The organism is Methylobacterium mesophilicum (assembly GCF_022179445.1).
GTDB classification, from domain to species: Bacteria; Pseudomonadota; Alphaproteobacteria; order Rhizobiales; family Beijerinckiaceae; genus Methylobacterium; species Methylobacterium mesophilicum.
In genome coordinates, this window is the sequence record NZ_BPQU01000082.1 from 1 (window position 1) to 1,317 (window position 1,317).

Genomic DNA, 1,317 nt, shown 5'->3' on the forward strand with positions numbered 1-1,317 from the left:
TGATGGCGCGCACGCTGCTGGATCAGGCGTTTCCCGCCACCTGGCTCGACGCGGTGTTCGCGCAGCATCGCGGTCGCCAGTACGAGCGCGATCTGCTGTTCTCGACGGTGGTCGAGCTGATGATGCTGGTGGTGGTCGGCCTGCAGCCGTCGCTGCATGCGGCCGCCCGCCAGAGCCGGGATCTGCCGGTGTCGCTGGCAGCGCTGTACGATAAGATCAAGCGGACCGATCCGGATCTGCTGGGCGCCCTGGTGCGGGCGAGCGCCGAGCGGCTCGAGCCGGTGCTGGCGGAGCTGGGGCCGGGTCCGGCCCGGCTTCCGGGTTACGCGCTGCGGGTGATCGACGGCAATCACCTGCCGGCCAGCGAGAAGCGCCTGACGGCGTTGCGCGCTTGCCCCGGCGCGGCGCTGCCGGGGACGGCGATCGTGGTCTACGATCCCGACAGCGGCCTGGTGACCGACCTGGTGGCGGGTGAGGACGCCTATGAGCACGAGCGCGTCCTGAGCCGGGCCCTGTTCGAGCGGGCCGAGCCCGGGCAGGTCTGGATCGGCGACCGGCACTTCTGCCCCGGCGCGCTGCTGCGGGGTTGGGACGCGGCCGGCGCCGGCTTCGTCGTGCGCGAGCACGCGCGCCATCCGCGGCTGAGCGGTGAGAGCGCCTGGCGCAAAGCCGGCCGGACCGAGACCGGCCGCCTGCGCGAGCAGGCGATCACGCTGGCGGATCCGGGCGCGCAGGCCGCCCCGTGGCGGCGGATCGAGCTCACCCTCGACCGGCCGAGCCAGGCGGGGGAGCGGATCCTGCGGGTCTGGACCAACCTGCCGGCCCAGGTGAGCGCGGCTCAGATCGCGCAGGCCTACCGGGACCGCTGGCGCATCGAGGGGATGTTCCAGCGCCTGGAGCGCGTGCTGCACAGCGAGATCACCAGCCTGGGCCATCCGCGCGCGGCCCTGCTCGGCTTCGGCGTGGCGCTGCTGGCCTACAACGTGCTGGCGCTGATCGAGCGCTGCGTGGAGCGGGCGCAGACCGCCGCCGGGAAGCCGGCCCCGACGGTGTCGCTGTATCACCTCGCCCTGCAGGTCCGCAGCGGTTACGAGGGCCTGCGCATCGCCCTGCCGGCCGACTGCGCGACGGGACCCGCGGGCGATCCCAAGGCCCTGGCCCCGCGCCTGCTGAGCCTGGCCCGGCGCATCGACCCCAAACGCGTGGCCGCCAGCCAGCGAAAACCCAAGCCGCGGTCTACCGAGCCCGCACGCCAGACCAACGCCCATGTCGCAACCGCCAGGGTTCTGGCAAATCAAACACCTTGAAAGGGCTGGG

The 1,317-nt window shown here is 73.0% G+C and carries 1 protein-coding gene; it reads left to right on the forward strand.

Annotation, left to right across the window (positions count from 1 at the left end; genetic code table 11):
- The first annotated feature begins 2 nt into the window (after nucleotides 1-2).
- The gene (locus MFF40_RS28295; protein WP_238263138.1) at nucleotides 3-1,307 is read left to right on the forward strand and encodes an IS4 family transposase; all 1,305 of its coding nucleotides are present in this window, start codon (nucleotides 3-5) and stop codon (nucleotides 1,305-1,307) included.
- The last annotated feature ends 10 nt before the right edge of the window (nucleotides 1,308-1,317 follow it).

Excerpts from the sequence above, each read along its gene's own strand:
- MFF40_RS28295 (WP_238263138.1), top strand. The coding sequence starts at position 3 with ATGGCGCGCACGCTGCTGGATCAGGCGTTTCCCGCCACCTGGCTCGAC.